Source organism: Erwinia sp. 2186 (assembly GCF_057812255.1).
In genome coordinates, this window is record NZ_CM173824.1 from 1,559,120 (window position 1) to 1,583,100 (window position 23,981).

Genomic DNA, 23,981 nt, shown 5'->3' on the forward strand with positions numbered 1-23,981 from the left:
AATTCTTTTCGCTTCCAGTGGGAGCGGTTATGCACCAGGTAAAAACCAAACCACTTTCGAGTGTTGGTTATCCCTTGCTTTGCGTCTGATAGTGAAGGTTTTCTTCATTTTCTCGCGCGAAACACATAATGAAAATTTCTGGTGCATATAGAGGTTACCCATGGCAGAGCTCAATGATGGCCGCGTAGATATCGTTTCACGCGATGATGGAAAAATCCTGTCACAGGCCAATGCGGGCTTGTCCCATAACGTCCTTCTGAATCAACCCAGCGTAGTGAGAATTCACGGTACCCGAGACATGGTGACCGGGTTTGAGCGCCAGGGTAACGACCTGATTTTGCACATGCGCGACGGTAGCGTGGTTCGCTATCAACAATTCTTCTTCGACGACGTCGATGGTGACCACAGCGAGCTGGTCTTCGACGATGGCGTTAATCCTCCTGAGCACGCGCTGTTCCCGATCACCAATGAGTTCGCCGATGCCCAGACCGCCATGGCGGTCACCCCGGAATATGAATCTCTGGGATCGATCGAACCGCTTCTGCTGGCGGATACCGGCGCGTCTAACGGCGTGATCACCGCTGCAGGTATTGGTGCGCTGGGTCTGGCTGGACTGGCGGTCGGCGCGATTGCCGGCGGTGGCGGCGGTGGTGGTGGCGGCGACGATAATAACAACGGCGGGACCGACGGCGGAAACAATGGCGGGACCGACGGCGGAAACAACGGTGGTAACAACGGCGGCGGAACGACTCCCCTAACGCCAACTGTCAGTGTTAATGCGTTTACCGGCGACGATGTGCTGACTCAGGCCGAGAAGGGCAGTAACCAGACGCTGAGCGGCACCACCACCAACGCCGAAGCGGGCAGCACGGTGACCATCGTGCTGAACGGCAAAACCTACACCACCACCGTGGGCGCCGATGGCAGCTGGAGTATTTCTCTGCCTGCGGCAGATTTGGCGGCGCTGCCAAACGGCAGCAACACCATCAACGTCAGCGTCACCAATGCCGAAGGCAACACCGCCACCGGCACCGATGTGTTCACCGTCCAGCCTGAAATCACCCAGCCTAACGCGCCAACCATTGGGATTAATACCTTTGCCGGAAACGACGTGCTGGATGGGGCAGAAAGATCGACGCCGCAAACCCTGAGCGGTACCACCACCAACGTTCAGCAAGGGCAGACCGTTACCATTTCACTGGGCGGACAAACCTACACCGCAACGGTTGGGGCTAACGGCAGCTGGAGTATTTCGGTGCCCGCCTCGGCTTTGCAGGCCCTGGCCAATGGCGAGAGCACCATCACCGCGACGGTGTCTAATGCCGCCGGTGCTTCGGTCTCTGCCTCGCATAATTTCGATGTGCAGGCGATTTCCGTCAGCAGTATCAGCATCAGTGAACTCAGCGGCGACGGCCAGCTGAACGCCACAGAATCCCAGTCTTCGCTGGTGATTTCTGGTTTTGCCACCGGCATTCCTGCCGGCACCGTGTTGAGCGTCACGCTCGGCGGTAAGTCTTATTCCGCCACCGTTGGCGCAGATGGCAGCTGGAGCACCTCCGTGCCTGCCGCCGATCTGCAACAGTTGCCACAAGGCTCGAATCTGGTCACTGCGACCGCCACGCTGGCGGATGGATCGGTGGTGCAAAACAGCTCTGCCGTTTCGCTTGAGGTGCATACCACGCCACCGAATGCCACGATTGATGTGCCGTTCGGTGACGGCGTGCTGAGTGGCGGTGAAGCGTCGACGCCACAGACGCTGACGGGTAATACCGGATCAACCGGCAGCGGGCAGACGGTTACCGTCACCGTTGGCGGCACGGAATACACCGGCACGGTCAACAATGACGGCAGCTGGACGGTCACCGTGCCGCCAGCCACCTTGCAGAATCTGCCGCAGGGCAGCAACGATATCACCGTGGTGGTCACCGATCCGGCGGGCAATACCTCCACCTCGACCACGCCGGTCAATGTGGTCACCGCGCCACCCACCGTCAGCGTTGAGCTGTCGGATGCGTTGCTGAATCAGACGGAAGTGAATCAGCCGCTGACCATCAGCGGCTTAAGCAACGGCAGCGAAACCGTCACCGTGACCCTGAATGGCGTCACCTACACCACCGCGGTCAATGCGAACGGCACCTGGAGCGTTAACGTTCCGGCCTCGGATTTGCAGACGATCCCGCAGGGTGGTACCACCGTTTCTGTCACCGCGACCGATGCCTATGGCAATACCAGCGCGCCAACCACCACCACCCTGGACGTGGATACCATTGCGCCTACCGTCAGCGTTGAAACCATTTCCACCGACGGCTATGTCAACGCGGGCGAACTGGCGCTGCCGCTGTCAGTCAACGGCCAGACGGAAGTCGGCAATACCGTGCTGGTGCAAATTAACGGTGTGGATCTGACCGCGACCGTCAATCCAACCACCGGCGCCTGGACAGTCTCGCTGGACGATATCAAAGGCGGCATTGCCGATGGCACCTATCAGGTGACGGTGATCGCCACCGATGCCGCCGGCAACCGCACCGAAACCTATACCGACGTGACCTTCGCTGCCGATCCGGCCAATCGCCCAACGGTGACCGTGGATCCGTTAACCGGCGACGGCGTGCTGAATGCCGCTGAAGTCACTCAGGATCAATTCCTGACCGGGCAGACCACCAATGCGCCGGCCGGTAGCCAGGTGCAGGTCACGCTGGCCGACGGCAACGTCTATCAGGGCGTGGTGGCAGCAGGTGGCGGCTGGAGTATTACGCTGCCAGCCAGCGAGCTGCAGACCCTCACCAACGGCACCCAGTCCTTTACCGTCCAGGTCACCGATCTGGCTGGTAACGTCAATACCGCCACGGGCTCCGTGGATGTGAACGTTGATAACAGCGTGGCATCGCTGAGCATTGGGGCAATCAGCATCGATAACGCGCTGAATGCGAATGAGGCCAACAGCGATCTGCTGATTGGCGGCGTCAGCGTGGGCCTGCCGGAGAACACGGCGCTGACCGTCACCTTCAATGGCATCGGCTATGCGGCCACCGTCGGCGCAGACGGCAGCTGGACGGCGACGGTTCCGGCTGCGGCACTGTCTGGCCTCGCCAACAATACCTATACCGTGAGCGTCACCGGGGTGGATGCGGGTGGCACCACGGTCAGCAACGAAGCCAGCCTCGATGTGCGCACCACGTTCCCGAACAACATCGAAGTGAATGCGCCGTTTGGCGACAATATTCTCAGCAGCACCGAAACGGATTCGCCACAAACGCTGACCGGTAATACCGGCGTAACCTTCCCCGAACAGTCGGTCACCGTGACCATTGGCGGCGTCGATTATCCGGCCACCGTTAATCCTGACACCGGCGTGTGGACCTTGACGCTGCAACCGGGCGTGCTTCAGGCGCTGCCAGACGGCAGCACCGACGTGATAGTGACGGTGAAAGATTCACTGGGCAACAGCATCTCGTCTACGGTTCCGGTGACGGTGGATACCACGCCGCCAGCGCTGACGGTCGCCCCGTTCGGCAATGATGGCGCCATTAATGGCCAGAGCCAGAATCAGCCGCTGGTCGTCAGCGGTACCGCCGAAGCCGGCAGCACCATCAGCGTGGTGGTCGGCGGTGTAACCTACAATACCGGCACCGATGCGGCGGGGAACTGGAGCGTCAGCGTGTCGCCTTCAACCCTGCAAACGCTGCCAGACGGTAAATATGACCTTAGCGTCACCGCCACCGATGCGGGCGGCAATAAAACCACCGAACTGACGCCAATCCTCAAAGACACCGCTGCGCCTGACGTGAGCCTGGCGCCGGTTTCGGGTGACGGCTATCTCAACGCGGTCGAGCACGGCGCAGCCTTGACCCTTACCGGCACTGCGGAACTGGGTTCAACGGTGCAGGTAACGCTGAACGGCGGCATTTACCCCGCTACCGTCGATGCTGACGGCAACTGGACTGTCACCGTTCCTGCGGCCACGGTCACCCAGCTGGTTGACGGCAGCTACAACGTCAGCGTGCAGGCTACCGATGCGGCGGGTAACGTCGGCACCACCACCCAGACACTGCAGGTCATCGCCAACGCGGCGGATCTGCCAACCATCAGCGTGGCACCGTTTACCGGCGACGGCATTTTGGATGGGGCTGAAAAAGGCCTGTCTCAGTTTGTCACCGGTAGCACCACCAATGTTCAGGCGGGTCAGGTTGTGACCGTCACCATGAACGGCGAAACCTACAACGGGACCGTGCAGTCAGACGGCAGCTGGAGCGTCCTGGTCCCTGCCAGCGCCTTCTACCAGCTGGCGAACGGCACGCAAAACTATACCGTCGACGTCAGTGATGTTGCCGGCAACCCGGCGGCCACCACCGGCAACTACACCGTGGATAACACCTTCAGCGCCATCGCCATCGGCGCGATCAGCGATGACAACATGCTGAATAATGTTGAAGCGCAAAACGATCTGGTGATCCACGGCAGCAGCCGTTTTGTGGCCTTTGGCGCGCGGATCCTGGTGCGTTTTAACAACGTCGATTACGAAACCACCACTAACTCTGACGGTAGCTGGAACGTCACCGTGCCGGCTGCGGCATTGGGCACCTTGCCGAATGGCGATCTGACCGTAACGGCAACCGCCACCGACGTGAACGGCAACGTTATTACCACCACCCACAGCCTGACTTCCGATGTGAATCCGGACTTCGCGCTGGTGGTGGATACGCCGTTTGTGGATGGCACCTTAAATGGTGCAGAGTCGATCGCCGATCAGACCCTCACCGGATCGACCGGCGTGACTGGCGCAGGTCAGGGCGTGTCGATTGTGTTGGGTGGCATCACCTACACCGGCACCGTTGATGCCAACGGCAACTGGTCGGTCTCGCTGCCGAATGCCGTGCTGCAGGCGCTGCCACAGGGGAACAATCCGCTGGTGGTGACCGCGACCGATTCGGCAGGCAACAGCACCACGCTGAACGACAGCTTCCAGGTTGATACGCTGGCACCGGCCTTAACGGTTGATGCCATCGCCGAAGACAATCGCCTGAATCTGGCAGAGCAGGGCCAGCCACTGACCTTAAGCGGCAGCGGTGAATTTGGCGATACCGTCACAATTTCGCTGAATGGGCAGTTCTATACCGCCACGGTGACCGGCACCGGTAACTGGAGTGTGGATGTCCCGGCAGCGGCGCTGGTTGCGCTGACCGATGGCAGCTATGAAGTCCAGGTCACCACCACCGATGCTGCCGGTAACTCGACGTCTGTCCTGCGCACGCTGGACGTCGATTTAACGCCGCCAACGGTTACGGTGAATCCGGCCTCTGACGGCTACCTCAATGCGGCCGAGAGTAATCAACCGCTGGTGGTTAACGGCACCGGCGAAGTCGGCAACACGGTCAGCGTTGAGCTGAACAATGTTAACTACACCGCGGTGGTCAATGCGGATGGCGTGTGGTCGCTGACGATTCCGGGCAACGTGGTGGCCGGTCTGGCGAACGGCAGCTATACCCTCAACGTTACCGCCAGCGATCAGGCGGGCAATGCCACCGACACCAGCACCACGCTGGTGGTGGATAAAAATATTCCGTCCATCTTTGTCTCGGATATCACCGCCAATAACGTCATCGATGGTGCCGAACAGCAGGTGAACCAGCTGATCACCGGTACCGCCACCAACGTTGAAGCGGGGCAAACGCTGACCGTGTCGCTGAACGGCGTCAGCTATGTCACTACCGTTGAAACCGGCGGCGGCTGGCAGGTGAGCGTTCCCGCCAACGATCTGGCCGCCCTGGCCAATGGCTCGCAAACCCTTAGCGTCAGCGTGACCGATCTGGCCGGCAATACCGGCACCACCGACAAAACCTTCAGCGTGGATAACACCCTCAGCAGCATCGCCTTCAATCCGCTCAGCGACGATGGCTATTTGAATGCGGTTGAGACCGAATCCGCGTTGAACGTCACCGGTAATACCACTAACGTCCCGGTCGACAGCCTGGTCACCTTTACCCTTAACGGTGTCGCCTACACCACCACCGTCAATGCCGACGGCAGCTGGAGCGTATCGGTTCCGGCCACCGCGCTGGCGGCGTTACCGCAAGGCCCGGTGGATGCCGCCGTTAGCGTGGTGGCAGGCAATGGCACCACCGTGACCAGCGATGGCTCGCTGACGGTTCTGAACGAACCGACGCTGGCACCGACGCTGGCGCCGCCGTTTACCGACGGCGTGCTGAACAATGCCGAAGCGGGCGTGGAACAGACACTGACCGGGGTCACCGGCCAAACCGGCGACGGTCAGACCGTTGTCGTCAATATTAATGGCCAGGATTACAACGCCACGGTCAACAGCTCTGGCGTCTGGTCACTGGATCTGCCGAGCACCGTATTGCAGGCGCTGCCGCAGGGCACCACGCCGGTCACCGTGACCGTCACCGATATCGCGGGCAACACCGCCACCATTACGCCGGTCCCGGACATTACCGTGGCAACCACCCTGCCAACGCTGACTACCGGTGATGTGGCCGGCGGCGACAATATTATTAATCAGGAAGAACAGGCCAGCGCGCTGGTGCTGAGCGGTACGGTCTCCCCTGGGGATACCGTTAATGTGTTGCTGAATGGCACAACGTACGCGGCAACGGTGGATGATGCAGGCAACTGGAGCGTGACTGTGCCGCAAACCGTGGTGGCCGGTCTTGCCGACGGTCCTTATGCGTTGCAGATCGTGGCGTCAGATGTGTATGGCAATACCACCACGCAAAACCTGCCGTTGAGCGTGGATACCGCAGCGCCAACCTTTACCGTCAATGACATTGCGGGCGATAACATCATCGACCTGGCTGAACAGAGCCAGCCGCTGGCCATTACCGGTACCGGTACGCAGGGCGATGCGGTGACGGTGACGCTGGGCGGACAGACCTACAACACCACCGTGGGTACGGATGGGCAGTGGAGCGTTACCGTGCCTGCCAGCACGCTGGGCAACCTGACCGAAGGGAACAATACCGTCACCGTGACGGTTACCGATGCCGCGGGTAACAGCGCGGTGCAGACCCCTGCGGTCAGCGTCGAAACCGCTATCGATACCACGGTGATCGTCAATACCGTGGCGGGCGACGATATCGTCAACGCCGCCGAAGCGCAGCTGGGCGTTAACGTCACCGGTAGCGTGGCGGATGGCAGCACCACCGTGGTGGTCAACTTTAACGGCACGAATTACACCGCCACGGTCGGTGCTGACGGGCTGTGGACCGCAGCGATCCCTGCCAGTGCCTTAGCGGGCGTGACGGATGGCCCATACACCCTGACTGTCACCGCGACGCCAACCACCGGCCAGCCGGTGACGGTTGATCGGACTGTCACCGTGGATCTCACCCCACCGGCGCTGATTGTGGCAACGATTTCTGGCGACGGTTCGCTGAATGCCAGTGAGCAGGGCCAGCCGCTGGCGATTAGCGGTACGGGCGAGGTCGGTGACAGCATTCGTGTCACCCTGAATGGCGTGACCTATCAGGGCACGGTCGATGGCGATGGCAACTGGACCGTTGCGGTACCGGCTGCCGATGCCACGGCGCTGACCAACGGCACCTATCCGGTGACCGTGACGGCAACGGATGTTGCGGGCAACAGCACTTCAGCCAATTCCTCGCTGGCGGTGGATTTGACCGCACCGGCGCTGAGCGTGGCCCCCATCGCTGGAGACGGCGTACTGAACGTGGCTGAACAGGCGCAACCCCTGACCGTCAGCGGGACCGGGGAAAACGGCGCGGCCATTTCCGTGACCTTCCAGGGAGCCGAATACCTCACCACCGTTGGCAGCAATGGCCAGTGGAGCCTGGACATTCCGGCCGATGCACTGGCCGGACTGACCAACGGCAATTACACCGTGACCGTGGTCTCTACCGATCTGGCCGGTAATACCACCACGCAGGATGCACCACTGAACGTCGTCGTTGATGCCGATTCGCTGCCAACGCTGACGCTGAATGCGTTCGCCGGAAACGACGTGGTTGATGGCGCTGAACAGCAGGTTGATCAGCTGCTGAGCGGCACCACCACCAATGTGCAGGAAGGCCAACTGGTCACCGTGACCCTGAATGGCGTCAGCTACACCGGCGTGGTGCAGGCGAGTGGTGACTGGAGCGTCACCATTCCAGCGGCTGCGCTGGGTGGACTGGCTGAGGGTAGCCAGACCTACAGCGTCACCGTCAGCGATGCGGCCGGCAACATCACCACCTTGCCGGGCAACTTTGACATTAACAGCAGCCTGAGCGGCGTGGCGATTAACCCGGTCAGCGGCGACGGCTACCTGAGTTTCGCCGAAGCCCAGGATCCGCTGATCATCAGCGGAACAACGCTTAACGTAGCGGAAGGTGCCGCGTTAACCGTGGTGCTGAATGGCGTAACCTATCCAACCACCGTGGCGGCGGATGGCAGCTGGAGCATCTCGGTTCCGGCGGCAACCCTGCAGGGCCTGCCTGACGGCGCGCTGCAGCTCACCGTGACCAGTACCGATGCGGCTGGCAACCCGGTGACCAGCACTGCCGGGCTGACCGTGGCAATTACCGATCTGCCGGTGGTCACCACCGATCTGCCGTTTGTTGATGGCACCCTGAACGGTCAGGAAGCGGGCATTCCGCAGACCCTGACCGGCACCACCGGCGTGACCGGCGATGGTCAGACGGTCAACGTCGTCATTAATGGCGTCACCTACAGCGGTACGGTCGATGGCAACGGCAACTGGAGCGTCAGCGTTCCGGCTGATGCCTTGCAGGCGCTGCCTCAGGGCGATACCACTGCGGTGGTTAACGTCAGCGATGCGGCCGGAAATCCGGCGACCGCCAATCTCACCCTGGCGGTTGATACTCTGCCACCTGCGGTTGCAGTGGGGCCGGTTGCCGGCGACAACATTTTGAATGCGGCTGAGCAGGGCGCTCCACTGGTGGTCAATGGCAGCAGCGAAGCGAATGCAACGGTTCAGATCACCCTGAACGGCGTGCAATACACCGCTGAGGTTAACGATACCGGCGAGTGGACGGTGACCGTTCCTGCAGGCGACCTGGCTGCGCTGACCAACGGCAACTATACCCTGAGCGTGACCGCCACCGATCCGGCAGGCAACAGCAGCACGGTCGACAGCACGCTGGCGGTGAAAGCCGATGCCGCCTCGCTGCCAACCCTTACCGTTAACACCTTTGCCGGCAATGACATTCTGGACGGTGCTGAACAGCAGACCGCGCAGCTGCTGAGCGGCTCGACGACTAACGTCGAAGCCGGTCAGATCGTCACCGTGACCCTTAACGGTCAGGTTTATGAAGCGACCGTACAGGCCAGCGGCGGCTGGAGCGTCAGCATTCCATCCGCCGCGCTGGCAGCACTGATTGACGGCACCGCCACCTTCAACGTGGCGGTCAGCGATGCAGCAGGCAACCCGGTCACTGCCACCCACAGCCTGACGGTTAACAGTGAGGCTGCAGGCATCAGCCTGGATCCGCTGAGCACCGATGGCTATCTGAATGCCGAAGAAGCGCAGGATGCGCTGATTGTTTCAGGTACCACGGCGAACGTCGCCGAAGGCAGCACGGTGACCGTGGCCTTTAATGGCCAGACCTTTACGGCCGTGGTGGGCGCCAATGGCGTGTGGAATGCCATTATTCCGGCTTCTTCACTGGCCGGTCTGCCGGACGGGGCGGTAACGCTGACCGCCAGCGTCACCGACAATACCGGCGCAACCGTCACCGGAAGCAGCATCCTGAATGTTCACGTCAACGATCTGCCATTGGCCACTGCCGATACACCGTTCTCCGATGGCGTGCTGAACGGTAATGAAGCCGCGCTGACGCAGACCCTGAGCGGCACCACCGGCGTCACCGGCGACGGTCAGACCGTCTCGGTAGTGATTGGCACCACGACCTATACCGGTGTGGTGGATGCGGATGGTAACTGGACGGTGTCCGTGCCGTCTGTGGCCCTGCAAACCCTGGCGCAGGGTGATACCAGTATTCCGGTGACCGTCACCGACGTCGCCGGCAACAGCAATATACTGGCGATCCCGTTCAGCGTGGATACGGTTGCACCAACACTGTCTCTGAATCCTGTCGCGGGTGACGGCGTGGTGAACAACGGTGAAGCCGCCGCGGAAATCACCGTGAGCGGTGGCAGCGTGGGCGCAGAGGAAGGCCAGACGGTCACGGTCACCCTCAATGGACAAAACTACAGCACCACCGTTAATGCCCAGGGTGACTGGAGTCTGCAACTGCCAGCCGGTTTACTGCAGGCTGCGGCAGACGGTAGCTATCCGCTGAATGTCAGCCTCAGTGATGCGGCAGGTAACACCGGCACCATCACCACCACGGTGGTTGTGGCGACGGAAGCGCTGCAGCCGACCATCAACACACCGTTTGTCGATGGCTATCTGAGTATCAGCGAAGCCGGGGCCGATCAGACGCTGACCGGCACCACAGGCGTCAGCGGGGCCGGTCAAACCGTCACCGTAAACATCAATGGCGCTGATTTCACCGCCACGGTGGATGCCAACGGCAACTGGACCCTGCCACTCAGCACGGCGACCTTGCAGGGCCTGGGCGACGGGATCCAGACCATCACCGTGACCGCCGCCGATGCGCAGGGCAATACCGGTACGATCGACACCACCATTACCGTCGATCTGGTTGCGCCGACGCTGGCACTGACGCCGGTTGCCGGCGACAACATCATCAATGCGGCTGAGATCCTGCAGCCAGTCTCCATCAGCGGTACCGCGTCCGTGAGCGAAGCGGGTCAGCAGGTGACCATTACCTTTAATGGCCAGAGCTATCAGCAAACGGTGCAAAGTGATGGCACCTGGAAGCTGGATCTGCCTTCCAGCGTGACGCAAACCCTGGCCGATGGCACCTATCCGGTCACCGCCACGCTGACCGACAGCGCCGGGAACAGCACCGTGCAGAATCTGACGGTGACGGTGGATGCGTCTCCGGCTAACCAGCCAACCATTACCGTGGGCATCGTCTCCGGTGATGACTACATTAATCAGGCCGAAGCCGGACAGCCGCTGACCATTGCGGGAACCACCACTAACGTGGCGGAAGGACAGACGGTCACTATTACGCTTAACAACGTCACCTATACCACCACGGTGCTGGCAGACGGCACATGGACCACCAGTGTGCCGGCCGCTAACGTTGGCGCGCTGACGGACGGTGCGCAGACCATCAGCGTGTCGGTAACGGATACCTCCGGCAATCCGGCCAGCTCAACGCATCAGGTAACGGTGATTGCTCAGGCAGCCGAACTGCCGGTGATCGCCATTAACCCGGTGACCAGCGATGATGTGATCAACTTCAATGAATCCCGAAGTGATGTGCAGATCACCGGCACCAGCCAGCATATTGCCGCCGGGGATAACATCACCGTTACCCTCAACAGCAAAACCTACACCGCCACGGTGGATGCGGACGGCAACTGGACGGCAACCGTTCCGGCGGCGGATGTTCAGGCGCTGAATCAGGGCAGCAACAGCGTGACGGCCAGCGGCAATGACGTGGCGGGCAACCCTGCCACCAGCAGCGAAAACTTCACCGTCGACACCAATCCACCGATCCTCGACGTCACCTTAGGTGCCGGAACGGATCAGATCCTGAATCTGGCTGAAGCGGTCGCCGGATTGCTGGTGGGCGGGACGTCTGAAGCGGGACTGACCATTGACGTGACGCTGAACAATAAAACCTACACCACCTCGGTGACGGATAACGGCACCTGGAGCCTGACTATTCCGGCCGGTGATTTGCTGCTGCTGCCTGATGGCACTGCGCAGGTCGGCGTTTCGGTCACCGATACCGCCGGCAATACCACCACGGATCTGCTGGATCTGGGCGTGGCGATCAATACGCTGCCGGTGCTGACGCTGGCGACGCCGTTTGTGGATGGACTGCTCAATGCAGCCGAAGTCACGGCGGCACAGATCCTCACCGGTACCGCCACTAACCTGGATGTCGGCACGGCGGTTCAGGTGACCATTGGTAACCTGACCTTCGCGGGCACCGTTCAGGCTGACGGCCTCTGGTCGGCGAACATCCCGGCCGGGGCGCTCAGCGGCCTCGCGGATGGAACGCTGCAGGTTTCCGTCACCGCTACGGATGCGGCGGGCAACCCGGCCAGCGTCAACGGCAGTATTGAAGTGCTGGTCAATACGCTGCCTGTCGCTGATATTGCGGTTCCGTTTGTCGATGGCGCCCTGAATGCGGCTGAAGCCGGTGTCGATCAAATCATCAGTGGCACCACCGGTATTGTCGGTGCGGGCCAGACGGTCGAATTACGGATTGATAATAATGTCGTCACCGCAACCGTCGATGCTAACGGCAACTGGAGCGCCACGCTGACGCCATCAATGGCGGCGGATGTGGGCAACGGCACGCATACCATTGACGTGGTGGTCACCGATCGCGCGGGTAACAGCAGCAGCGACTCGCTGGACTTCACCGCCATCATCACCGGACTGCCGGCACCAACGCTGGTGCAGCCGTTTGTCGATGGCGTGCTGAATGCCACGGAAGCGGCAGCAGGCGGTGCGCTGACGGGCGTCACCGGTATCACCGGTGCGCAGACGGTGAGCGTCAATATTAACGGCGCGGCCTATACCGCGACGGTGGATACGGCGACCGGGCAATGGAGTCTGGCACTACCGGCCAACGTATTGACCACGCTGCCGGATGGCAACTGGCCAATTGCGGTTACCGTCACCGACAGCGTAGGCAACGTTGGAACGACCAGCGGTGCCTTGCTGGTGGCGATTAACGATCTGCCTGACGTGTCGATCAATCTGCCGTTTGGCGATGGCCAGCTGAATATCAGCGAAGCCGCCCTGGCGCAGGCCATCAGTGGCTCTACCGGTAAACTCGGTGCGGGCCAGACGGTGAATGTCTCCATCAGCGGCTTCAACAACGGTAACCCAGTCGCGGCGACCGTCGATGCGGGCGGCAACTGGTCGCTGAGCCTGACGCCCGCGCAGCTGGGCGCGTTGGCCAACGGCACCCATACCGTCAGCGTCACCGCCACCGACAGCGCGGGTAACAGCGATACCGCGGCACTCGACTTTACCGCCGTACTGACCGCACCGGATCCGACCATCAATACCCTGTTTGGCGATGGCGTACTGAACATCGCGGAAGCGGCCGGCGCGTTAACGCTGACCGGCACCACCGGTGCCACCGGCGCTAATCAGGGCGTACAGCTGAGGATCGACGTGGCGGGCGTCACCTATACCGGCACCGTCGATGCTGACGGTAACTGGTCGGTGGCGTTGCCAGCGGGCACATTGAGCGGCCTGACCGCAGGGACGCACAGCGTCAACGTGACGGTCACCGATCCGGCGGGCAACAGCACCACGGAAACCCTCGACTTTACCGCGGCACTGACGGCCCCGGTGGCTACGCTGGCGACGCCGTTTGTCGACAGCTTCCTCAATCTTGCAGAAGCCACAGCCGGTGCATCTCTGACCGGTACGGCGGGCGCTAACCAGGCGGTGAGGGTCACCGTTGGTGGCACTAACTATGACGTTACCGCCGGCACCAACGGTGTCTGGACGCTGGATCTCGACGCGGCCGCGTTGGGTGCGCTGGCACAGGGTACGCAGGCGGTCACAGTTGTGGCTACCGACAGTGCCGGCAATGCCACCACCGTGGCGGGCAGCTTCACGGTGGATACCCAGGCACCGACCGTCACCATTACGCCGTTTACCGGCGACAATGCGCTGACCTATGTCGAAAGCCTGTCTGCGCAGACGCTGAGCGGAACCACCGTCGGCGCCAGCGCGGGACAGCTGGTGACTGTCACCATCGGTACCTCCACGCTGACCGGTGTGGTACAGGCTGATGGAAGCTGGTCAGTGAACGTTACGCCAGCGGCAATTGCGCAGCTTGGCACCAGCGGCACTGGCACCATCGGGGTGTCGGTGACCGATGCGGCTGGCAATATCGGCACCGCCAGTGCCGACGTCACCATAGACCTGACGCTGCCGGCAACGCCGCTGTTAACGCTGGCACCGGTGTCGACTGACAATATCGTGAACCTCACCGATGGTGACACGCTGACGATTGGCGGCACCTTTGCCAATCTGCCAGCCTTAACGGGTGCGGGAACCATTACCGTCACGGTAGATGGTGTGCCGGTCGGCACCTATCCGGTAGCGACCGCCGCAGGGACCTGGTCGGTGACTATCCCGAATCTGCCAGCGAACCTGGCCGACGGGACCCACACTGTTCAGGCGCAACTGGTCACGGTGGACGACGGCACGTTCACGGCCAGCGAGCAAATCCTCGTCGACCGCGTAGCGCCAACGCTGACCATCGCGGCATTTGCTGGCGATAACGTGCTGAATGGCAGTGAAGCTGCGGTTTCGCAGACCATCAGCGGCACCGCATCCACTTCCGAGGCGGGCAGAGCGGTCACCGTGACGCTGGAAGGCAAAACCTATACCGCGATTGTGCAGGCAAACGGCAGCTGGAGCACCAGCGTGCCTTCTGGTGACCTGCAGGCGCTCACGCAGACCGGTCATACCATTACCGCCACCCTGAGCGATGCGGCGGGTAACCTCACGACCACTACGGATACCTTCACCGTGGATACCGGCGCACCGCTGATTCAGGTGGAGGCGCTGCTGGGCGATAACCTGCTGAACGCCACCGATATCCTCACCACGCAGTTGTTGACCGGTACCGCCTCCGGGGCCGAAGGCCAGACCATTGGTCTGTATCTCGGCGACGGTGCACCGATTGCGACCGCCATCGTGCAGCCAAACGGTACCTTCAGCATTCAACTGACGCCGGAAGTGCTGGGTAGCCTGACCGACGGCACGCTGGTGTTTGGCCTGCGTGTCGACGATGCCGCCGGTAATCAGACCGATGCCACGGTCACCATTAATAAAGTGGTGAACAGCGCGCTGAATCTGGTGGTCGACTCACTGTTTGGTGACGGCTTCCTCAATGCTGCCGACACGGCCGTTGCCCAGACCATTACCGGTGTGGCAACCTCCGCTGGCGTCGGCGCGACGGTATCCTTAACGCTGGGCGGCACCACGCTGACCGCTAACGTTGGCCAGGACGGCAACTTTGCGCTGGTGGTACCGCCGAGCCTGTTGGGTGCGCTGCAGCCAGGCAGTACGGAACTGGAACTGGTGCTGACCGATGCGGCGGGTAACAGCAGAACCATCGGCGAAACCGTCACCACAATCCTTACCGCACCGGTTATCGGCGCGCTGGATACGCTGTTTGGCGGCGATGGCCTGCTGAATATCGCCGAGGCTGCCTTAACCCAAACGGTGGGCGGCACCGTCACGGCGGCAACCGGTTCAACCGTTACCGTCACGCTGGGCACCAAATCTTACCAGTCAACGGTGAATGCGTTGGGTCGCTGGAGCGTCAACATTCCACCACTGGATCTGGCTGCGCTGACCGATGGCACGCTGGCGCTGGGGGTTAAGGTTGTCGACCCGGCGGGGAACACCAGCTCAACGGCGGTGAACGTCGGCATCTTTACCGCCACGCCAACCGTGTCGATCGGATCGATCTTTGGCGATGGCATCCTGAACATTGCGGATGCGCTGACCAATCAGACCATCAGCGGGACGGTTAACAATGCCGTGGCGGGATCCATCGTCCATGTGTCCGTCGGTAATACCACGGTGGATGCCACCGTCGGCAGCAACGGTGCCTTTACCGCCACCATCACGCCGGCCCTGTTAAGCACCCTGACCAGCGGTAATCTGACCGTTACCGCGTCGGTGACCGATCCGGCGGGGAACACCTCGCCAGTCGTTAGCGCCGGCGCGGTGGTCAAACTGACCGCGCCTTCTATCACCATCAATCCATTGTTCGGTGATGGCCTGCTGAACGTGGCGGATGCGGTCCTGGGTCAGACCATTGGCGGAACCATTACCGGCGCGGATGCAGGATCCCGCGTGGTGGTTACCATCGGCGGTACGCAGTTTGTCACCACCACCGCAGCCAACGGCACCTTCAGCCTGGCGCTGACACCAACTCTTCTGCAGGGACTCACTGACGGTAATCTGTCCGTTGGGGTTAGCGTGACCGACAGCGCAGGCAACACCACGGCGTCGTCAGCCAGCGCGCTGGTTGGGCTGCAGGTGCCAACCATCACCCTGAATCCGCTGTTTGGTGACGGGGTGCTTAGCCTGCTGGAATCGCTGGTGACGCAAACCATCAGCGGTACGGTCGGTAACGGCGTCGCCGCCGGTTCAATTGTGACCATTAATCTGGGCAGCTCTACCGTGACCGCAACCGTGGGTCAGGGCGGGGTATTCAGCGCGCAGGTTGCACCAAACATCCTCGGCACCTTACTGGACGGCAACCTGACGGTCGGTGTCTCGGTCGCGGATGCGGTGGGGAACGTGGCCAGCACCAGCGCGGGTCTGAAAGTTGGCATTCACAGCACGCCAACCTTGACCCTCAACACGGTGTTTGGTGACGGTGTGCTGAGTGCCAGCGATTTGAACGCGGCGCAAACCATCAGCGGGTCTTCAACTAACCTGACGGCGGGTACCACGGTCAGCGTATCGCTGAGCGGCAAAACCTACACCACCACCGTGGGTAGCGGCGGCAGCTGGAGCCTGAGCGTACCGAAAGCCGACCTGACCGCCCTGGCTAACGGCACGTTGACCGCCTCGGCGACCGCAACCGATGCGTATGGCAACCAGGCAAGCAATACCGGCTCGTTAAGCGTGATTGCGCAGACGCCGCCAACGGTAACCATCTCCAGCGTCTTTGGTGATGGCTTGCTGAATGCGACGGATGCCCTCAGTGCGCAGACCATTTCCGGTACCTCGACCAATGCCGAAGGTTCGGTGATCACGGTGAGAGTCGGCACGGCTACGCTGACCACCACCGTGGGCGCCAGCGGGGCATGGAGCGTGTCGGTTCCGGCCGCAACGCTGGCTGCCCTGCCGGACGGCACGGATTCGGTCACCGCGTCCCTGACCAACGCCGCCGGTAATGTCGGTAGCGGAGCCACCACGGTACTGGTGGGCACCCACACGCTGCCAACCGTGGCGATCACCAACAGCAGCGTGTTTGGCGGCGACCACTATCTGAACCTCAGCGAAGCCAATGTCGCCGAGACCATCAGCGGTACCTCGACCAATGCGGTAGGGAGTTTGGTCTCGGTTAACGTGGCGGGGAATGTCTACACCACCACGGTGCTGGCCAACGGCACCTGGAGCGTCACCGTGCCTTCCGCAGCGCTGAAAAACATCGCGGATGGCTCGACCAACGTGACGGTCACGCTGACCGATGCGGTGGGCAATACCTCGACGGCCAGCGATGCCTTTACCGCGGTAACCCATAATCTGCCCGCCATCGGCGTCGACCCAATCCTCAGCCTGGTCAGCGTGTTGCTGACCGGTCTGACCGTATCGGGCGGCACGCTGAACCTGGCGCAGGGCACCCGACTGAACGTCACCCTGAACGGCACCACCTTGCAGGCCACCACCGATGCGCTGGGTCGCTACAGCGTGAAGTTCACTGGCGGCTTGCTGACGGCGCTGAGTCTGAGCAGCATCGTCACCGTGACGGCGGTGGATGCGGCGGGTAACCCGGCATCAACCAGCAACACCTTGCTGTTGGGTTCGCTGTTGCCAGTCAGCACCGCCTCTGTCGCCACCGCCTCGGTGATGATGGCGGTGGTGGCCGACGATACCTCGGCTGCCGCGGCGTCAACGCACTCCACCACCACGGACACCAGCACCACGGCGGTGACCCATGCCGCGACGGTAGATTCCACTCTGGTGACCGGCAGTGATACCAGCAGTACGGATACCAGCACCACCACGCATGATGCAACGGCCGCCGCAGCGACGGCGACCGACACGGCGGCAGTGGCAGACAGCAGTGCTTACACCATTGGCGGCGTGGTGATCACCCTGGCGGATGGTCACACGGTGGAAGGGGCATCCGTTACCGGGAGTGCGGGCAACGACACGGTAACCGTGAACTCGCTGAACTTTACCCATATCGACGGCGGGGCAGGTACCGATACGCTGGTATTGAACGGTGAGCATATGACCCTCGATCTCACCTCACTGGGGCTGAAAGTTGAGCACATTGAGGTGATCGACCTCGGTAAAGCCGGCACCAACAGCGTGAAGTTGGATCTCAACGAAGCGCTGAATATCACCGACAGTCAGACCAACGACCTGGTGATTAAAGGGACCACCGGTGACCAGGTGACGCTGGCCAACGGCGATGGCGGCGTATGGGCAACCTCAGGGCAGCGGACCGTTGATGGACAAACGTTTGACGTTTATCACAACTCGGCGCTCTCTTCGGCCAACACGCTCGGCGACGTGCTGGTACAGCACAATCTGCAGGTTCACGTGGTCTGATAAAGACTTTCCCTGCACGAGAGAGGAAATTCTCGTGCAGGGCGTCTAAGGTTAAGAGGAGGTTAACAGTTACTGGCTTTTGCAAAAGGTTCTTATAAAATAAGACAGTCAAGGCAATGTGTTAACGTTGCGTAAAGAAAGACCAATAATACTAATATAAGAAGATCGCCTTGAACGGCGATCTTGCCATTTAGAGGGGATGCCCTCTTTTTTATGCAAGATGTCATGGCTGCTGTTCTAACCATTTCTCTTGTGGCGGGTTGCTCTGTAATCCGTCCGACACCGGGTCAGGCTCAGCTCCCTCTTCGGCGCTGGCTAGCTTATGCTTCTGGAAAATAAAGCGCTGCTTTATCTTTCGACCGCATGCCTTTACCTAATATCCGGTGCACAAGGGAATTTCGATGGTGTATACAGGCAGTAAATTGAAGAAAGTGTGGCTGTCACTCTGTATCGGCGCACTTTGCGCTTCAATGGGACAGGCTGCGCTGGCAGCAAAAGAGCCGAAAGCTCAATTCAACTGGCGTGCAGCACCGACCGAGGAGCAAATCGCCACCTTAACCCTGCGCGATGCCATCCTTCGCGCCTTTGCCCGTAATCCCAAAATTTCCGAAGCGGCGGCGCAAATCCACGTTGGCGAAGCCGATCTCGATGCCGCCGAAAGTGCGTGGTATCCGCAAATTTCCCTTTCAGCCACCGGCGGGCGGTCACAGCAGACCGATTCGGCCGGCAGCCTGAACAATAATGGTTCCGGCGGCATCACGCTGAGCCAGTTGCTGTATGACTTTGGCCGCACCGGCGGCGCCATCGACGAGCAGCATAAACTCTCCGATGCCTACCGCTACGACCTTTATGACACCATGACCACCGTGGCGCAGGACACGCTGCAAGCCTATCTGGAGGTCAAGCGCTACAAGGCGCTGGTGGACGCCTCGCGCAATAACGTCGCCTCGCTTGAACACGTCAAGGACATTGCCAAACTGCGTGCTGACGCCGGGCTGAGTTCGCAATCCGACGTGTTGCAGGCCGAAACCCGCATTGCGGGCATGCACGCCACGCTCGAACAGTACCGCGCGCAGGAACGTTCGGCGCAGGCGCAGCTGACGGTGCTGACCGGCGTGGTCTCCAACGATTTGCCGGAGCTGCCGCAGTCGTTGCTCAATCAGCAAATCACCCTCGACAAAATCGCCTACGAAAAAAGCGCTGCGGTACGCAGTGCGCAGGCCAAACAGGAAGCGGCGATGGAGCGCGTCCGTCAGGCCTCTTCTAACCACTGGCCAACCATCAAAGTGCAGGCCGGCCGTACCCGCTATGAAAACAGCAGCCGATCCTACTGGGACGATGAGTTGCAGCTGCAGGTTGAGGCACCGCTCTATCAGGGCGGACTGGTCAATGCCAAAACCCGCGCCGCAGAAGGCGACCGGGAAGCGGCCGAGGCCGCGATTCAGCAATCGAAACTGGATATCAATCAGCATGCCTCCACGGCCTATGCCGACATGATCGGTGCCCAGCAACGGCAAACCGCCGGCGAGGCCCAGTTGGGCAGCGCCGACCACACCCGCGCGGTTTATGCCGATGAGTACAAGCTGAATAAGCGCAGCCTCAACGATCTGCTGAGCGTGGAGCAGGATGTATTCCAGGCCGACAGCAGTCGCCTGATGGCACTTTATGATGGCTGGGATGCCACGGTTCGTTATGCCGCAGCGGTCGACAATCTGCTGGACATTATGGGGATTGATCGCGAAGCCACCAGTGGGCAAACCTTGCCGTCACTGTGACGCTTGAAGCACACGCAACTTTTAAGGCAGTACTATGAACAAACAAACCGCAAGCACTGAGAACTGGATTGACGCCATGCTGCGTGTCGCCGCGCGTTTTGGCAAACCTGCGGACGGCTCCACCTTACGCCAGCAGATGCGCTGGTTTGAACACCTGACGCCAGCCCAGCAGCTGGAAAGACTGGCAGGCCTGTTGGGGCTGCATATGACCATGATGCCGCGCGACAAAATCCGCTGGCGGCAGGAAGTAACGCCGGTCATTTTGATCATGGAAAATGGCAACGTGGTGGTGGTCGAAACCATTGATGCGGAAGGCAAAGCGCGTTACTGGCTGAGCGACGGTGGTGATGTGGTGCGCGAAAGCGAGCTTGCGCTGTTGCTGGCGCAAAGTCAGGAGCAGGTCGGGATTGTTGGCGTCGCGGCGCGTGGGCGTGATGCGCGCATCGATGAATTCGTTAAGCCGTATAAAAAGCACTGGTTCTGGGAAAACTTCCGCGGCATGGGGCGCAAGATCGCCGAGATCTCGCTGGCGTCGGTGGTGGGTAACGTGCTGGCGCTGGCCGGGATCCTGTTCTCGATGCAGATCTACGACCGGGTGATCCCGGCGCAGTCAGAACCGACACTGTGGGTGCTGTTTACCGGGGTGCTGATTGCGGCGGTGTTTGAATATCTGATCCGCCTGATGCGTACCCAGGTATCCGACCTGATGGGGAAGCGCATTGACCTGAAAGTCTCTTCCATGCTGTTTGCCCGGGCGATGAATATCCGCAATGAGGCCCGGCCGAAATCAACCGGGTCTTTTATTTCGCAACTGCGCGAAATCGATCAGGTGCGCGAACTGCTGACCTCCACCACGGTCGGTGCGGCAGCGGACATGCCTTTCGTAATCCTGTTCCTGTTTATCATGGCCTTTATCGGCGGCCCGCTGGTGATTGTGCCGCTGCTGGCGATCCCGCTGATTGTCATTCCGGGTTTGCTGGTGCAGATCCCGATGGCGAAACTGGCGAAAGAAGGGCTGCGCGAAGGCGCGCTGCGCAATGCGGTGCTGGTGGAAACCATTGAAGGGATTGAAGACATCAAATCCCTGCAGGCCGAACCTTACTTCCAGCGCCAGTGGGAACAGACCCATGAAGTCAGCGCGGCGGTGGGCATGCAGCAACGCCTGTGGGGCGCGCGGCTGACCGGCTGGGCCTCCACTGTCCAGCAGTTGACCTATGCCAGCATGCTGGTGTTCGGGGTTTATCTGGTTCTGAATGGCGATATCACCACCGGTACGCTGGTCGCCAGCAGCATGCTGTCTTCACGCACCATTGCGCCACTGATGCAGCTGACGATGGTGTTCTCCCGCTGGCAACATGCCAAAAGCGCGATGACCGGACTGGACGAATTGCTGAAAAAGCCGCTCGATCAGGTGGATGAAGGGGAAATGGCCCACTGCCCAACCCTGACCGGGCAGTATGAATTGAAGGGCGTTCAGTACAGCTACGATGAAGAAAACGCGAAAAACGTGCTCAATATTGGACAGCTGCAAATCAAACCCGGCGAGCGTATCGCCATTCTCGGCAAGGTGGGCGCGGGCAAATCCACCCTGCTGCGGTTGCTGGCCGGACAATCGATGGCCACTCAGGGGAAAGTGGTGGTCGATGGCGTGGATATTCGCCATATCGATCCCGTCGACCTGCGCCGCCAGCTGGGTTGGCTGTCGCAGGATTCCCGCCTGTTCTTTGGCACGCTGCGGCAAAACCTGATGTTGGGCAATCCTCATGCCAGCGAACAGGAGATGCTGCAGGCACTGCGGATCAGCGGTGCGCTGAGCCTGGTGCAGCAGGATGCCGCCAGCCTCGATCGGGTAATCAATGAAGGCGGCCGGGGATTGTCCGGTGGTCAGCGTCAAATGGTGATGCTGAGCCGGATGATCCTGCGCCAGCCGCAGGTGGTGCTAATGGACGAGCCGACGGCCTCAATGGATGAGCAGCTTGAAGACCATGTGATCCGTCAGATGCAGGGCTGGCTCTCCGGCCGCACGCTGGTGCTGGTGACGCACCGACCGGCGTTACTCAAGCTGGTAGACCGGATTGTGGTGATGGATAACGGCCGCATTATTGCTGACGGTGCGCGCGATGAGATCATTCGCAACGCCGCCGCGCAAACGGCGAAACAGAACGTGGCGCGGGGAGATGCAGCATGAGCCTGATTATGGTCGACCGCGGCATGAAGCAGAACGAGCGCAAAACCTCCGCCATCATCTGGCTATGTACCGCTGCGCTGGTGATTTTCTTTGTCTGGGCCCATTTTGCCATTCTCGATGAGGTCACCGTCGGCACCGGTAAAGTGACGCCGTTAAGCCGCGCCCAGGTGATTGAGAGTCTGGACGGCGGTATCGTCGACCAGCTCAACGTGCATGAAGGGGATATTGTTGAGAAGGGCGAGGTGCTGGCAAAACTGGATCCTACCCGCTTCCAGTCGAACTTCGGTGAGGCTGCCTCCAAAGCCCGAACGCTGCGTGCTTCCGCAGAGCGTTTACAGGCCGAGCTGACCGGTGCGCCGCTGGCCTTCAGTGCCGAGACGCTGAAAGAGCCGGAGCTGGTCGCGCGGGAAACCCAGCTGTATCAATCCCGTCGCCGTAACCTGTCGGAAACCGTTAAAAACCTGGAAGATGCGAAAAAGCTGGTGCAGGACGAACTGAGGATGACCGCACCGCTGGTGGCAAAAGGGGCGGCGGGTGAGGTGGAAGTCATTCGTCTTCGCCGCCAGGTCAGCGATCTGCAGGGCAAAATCGATGAAGCCAAAAATGACTACGCGGTGCGGGCGAGGGAAGAGCAGGTCAAAAACAACGCCGACCTGGATGCTCAGCTGCAGGTGGTGACCGGTAAAGAGGATCAGCTCACCCGTGCGACGCTGTATTCACCGGTGCGCGGGATCGTAAAGGACATTCAGGTGACCACCGTCGGTGGCGTGTTGCAGCCGGGCGGCAAGCTGATGGAAATCGTGCCGCTGGAGGATCAGCTGCTGATTGAAACCCGCATCAACCCGCGGGATATCGCCTACATCCGTCCCGGCCTGCCGGCCACGGTGAAGGTCACCGCCTATGACTCGTCTATCTATGGCGATCTGCCGGGCGAAGTGGAAACCGTCTCGCCAGATACCATTCAGGATGAGGTGAAGCGCGATCAGTACTACTACCGGGTTTACGTTCGTACGCAAAAAGCGGAGTTAACCAACAAGGCCGGGCGGAAATTCCCCATTGTCCCCGGAATGGTGGCGAATGTTGAAATTAAAACGGGTCAAAAATCGGTCATGGACTATCTGATTAAGCCGCTGAATAAAGTTAAAGAATCGATGAGAGAACGCTAGAAATTAACGCCACTGAATAGTTGATGAGGGTTATTTCCACGGAATAATTAACATCTTTATCAGTGGCTTTTTTTTTGATTATTTGTGCTTAATTGCGGAAAAAACGGGCAAGGGGGATGTGGTTATTGTTTTACCGTAATTATCTTTACTTAAATTGACGGTTTGTTGAAAAAAGAATAAAAAAATGCCGAGCATCAAGCTCGGCGGGAAATAGGGTAAAACAATCTCATTCGGGGTGAATGAAGGTAATACTGAAATAAAATGATGATAGCGAGATCATTATATTCCCTGATGGCTGAAAATTTTTATCATTCAGTGCTTAGCAAGCTAACCTTACATAACTTGATGAAAAACAAAGCATCGCCTGAATTTTGATGATAAATGCTATATTTTTTATCGATACGTGCTGTATGAAAGTTCCCCTAAACTTACATTTTGAAATATATACTTTGTACTCTGAAACAGTTTCGGAAATTTAGTATCATTTT

At 60.2% G+C, this 23,981-nt stretch carries 4 protein-coding genes; all 4 read left to right on the top strand.

All coding sequences use genetic code 11. The annotated features are described in order from the left end of the window. Positions 1-160 precede the first annotated feature (160 nt). The 4 genes from ACXKZG_RS07170 to ACXKZG_RS07185 all read left to right on the top strand — a co-directional run bounded on the left by ACXKZG_RS07170 (position 161) and on the right by ACXKZG_RS07185 (position 23,493). On the top strand, positions 161-18,364 hold the full coding sequence (locus ACXKZG_RS07170) for an Ig-like domain-containing protein (RefSeq protein ID WP_488875903.1): 18,204 nt from the start codon (positions 161-163) through the stop codon (positions 18,362-18,364). A 470-nt stretch (positions 18,365-18,834) separates the two neighbouring features. Then, positions 18,835-20,139 (top strand): TolC family outer membrane protein, encoded by a 1,305-nt coding sequence (locus ACXKZG_RS07175; RefSeq protein WP_049789663.1) that lies wholly within the window; start codon positions 18,835-18,837, stop codon positions 20,137-20,139. Positions 20,140-20,173: 34 nt separating this feature from the next. Then, the gene (locus tag ACXKZG_RS07180) at positions 20,174-22,327 is read left to right on the top strand and encodes a type I secretion system permease/ATPase (protein WP_013203048.1); all 2,154 of its coding nucleotides are present in this window, start codon (positions 20,174-20,176) and stop codon (positions 22,325-22,327) included. After that, entirely contained in the window at positions 22,324-23,493 is a 1,170-nt protein-coding gene (locus tag ACXKZG_RS07185) for a beta-barrel domain-containing protein (protein ID WP_013203047.1), read from the top strand. Before ACXKZG_RS07180 ends, ACXKZG_RS07185 begins: the two co-directional genes overlap by 4 nt. The last annotated feature ends 488 nt before the right edge of the window (positions 23,494-23,981 follow it).

Bases quoted from the DNA above. Each gene is read 5' to 3' on its own strand.
- ACXKZG_RS07170 (WP_488875903.1), top strand. From the start codon at position 161: ATGGCAGAGCTCAATGATGGCCGCGTAGATATCGTTTCACGCGATGAT.
- ACXKZG_RS07175 (WP_049789663.1), top strand. From the start codon at position 18,835: ATGGGACAGGCTGCGCTGGCAGCAAAAGAGCCGAAAGCTCAATTCAAC.
- ACXKZG_RS07180 (WP_013203048.1), top strand. From the start codon at position 20,174: ATGAACAAACAAACCGCAAGCACTGAGAACTGGATTGACGCCATGCTG.
- ACXKZG_RS07185 (WP_013203047.1), top strand. From the start codon at position 22,324: ATGAGCCTGATTATGGTCGACCGCGGCATGAAGCAGAACGAGCGCAAA.